Source organism: Streptomyces roseochromogenus subsp. oscitans DS 12.976 (genome assembly GCF_000497445.1).
Taxonomy (GTDB): domain Bacteria; phylum Actinomycetota; class Actinomycetes; order Streptomycetales; family Streptomycetaceae; genus Streptomyces; species Streptomyces oscitans.
In genome coordinates this window covers 892,574-893,571 of record NZ_CM002285.1, presented here as the reverse complement: position 1 = coordinate 893,571, position 998 = coordinate 892,574, and the positions used below count along the sequence as shown (strand labels likewise).

The 998-nt window shown below is 76.0% G+C and carries 2 protein-coding genes; both read right to left on the bottom strand.

From position 1 onward, the window contains the following. A partial coding sequence (locus tag M878_RS99425) for an XdhC family protein (RefSeq protein ID WP_037730060.1) occupies window positions 1–360 on the bottom strand: 360 nt, incomplete at its 3' end. Further along, window positions 353–998 (bottom strand): VWA domain-containing protein (locus M878_RS92875; protein WP_158692632.1); only part of this gene is annotated, 646 nt, incomplete at its 5' end. The genes M878_RS92875 and M878_RS99425, both read right to left, overlap by 8 nt.

Sequence of the window (998 nt, the reverse complement as noted above, 5' to 3'; positions counted from 1 at the left end):
ACCCGCGGCGACCGACGCGGCGACCGCGCCGAACGCCGGGTCCGACGCGGCGGTCACCGGCCGTACCAGCAGGGTGATCTCGCCGCCGCAGGTGAGGCCGACCGCGAACGCGTCCTCGTCGCTGTACCCGAAGGTTTCCAGGCGCGGCTCGCCGCTCGCCACGACCTCCTGGGCGAGTTCGAACACCGCGCCTTCCACACAGCCCCCGGACACGCTGCCCACGACCTCGTCGTCAGGGCCCACCGCCATCGCGGCACCCGGGCCGCGCGGCGCGCTGCGGCTGACCGCGACGACCGTGGCCAGACCGAACGGGGTCCCGGCCGCGTGCCAGCGGGCCAGCGCCGGCAGAATCTCACGCACGATCCGCTCCTCTCACCCGGGCCACACCGGCCTCCGGGGCCGCTGCACCGCGCACCACTGCCGCCAGCCGCTCCAGCGCGGCCAGGCTGTGCCCCTCGACGAAGGCGTCCACGCTGGGCAGCGCCGCCGCCATTCCTGCGGCCAGCGGCGCGTAACCGGGGCGGGCCTTGCGCGGGTTCGCCCAGACCACCTGGTGGGCCAGGGCGTGCAGCCGGCGCATCTGCTGTCCGAGCAGGTCCGGATCGCCGCGCTCCCAGCCGTCCGAGAGCAGCACGACGATCGCCCCGCGGGCCATCCCACGCTGCCCCCAGCGGTTCAGGAACTCGCGCACCAGCTCGCCGAGCCGGGTGCCGCCGCGCCAGTCCGGCACGGCCGCCGCGACGGCCGCCATCGCCAAGTCCGGGTCGCGGTGCGAGAGTTCGCGGGTGACCCGGGTCAGCCGGGTGCCGATGGTGAACACTTCCGTACGGCCCGCGCGTACCGCCGCGTGCGCGAACCGCAGCAGCGCGTCGGCGTACGGCGCCATCGAGCCGCTCACATCGACGAGCAGCACCACCCGGCGGGGCCGCTCCACTCGGGCGTGCCGGCGCAGTCGGGCCGGTTCCCCGCCCCGCCGCAGCAACTCCCTTACGGTACGC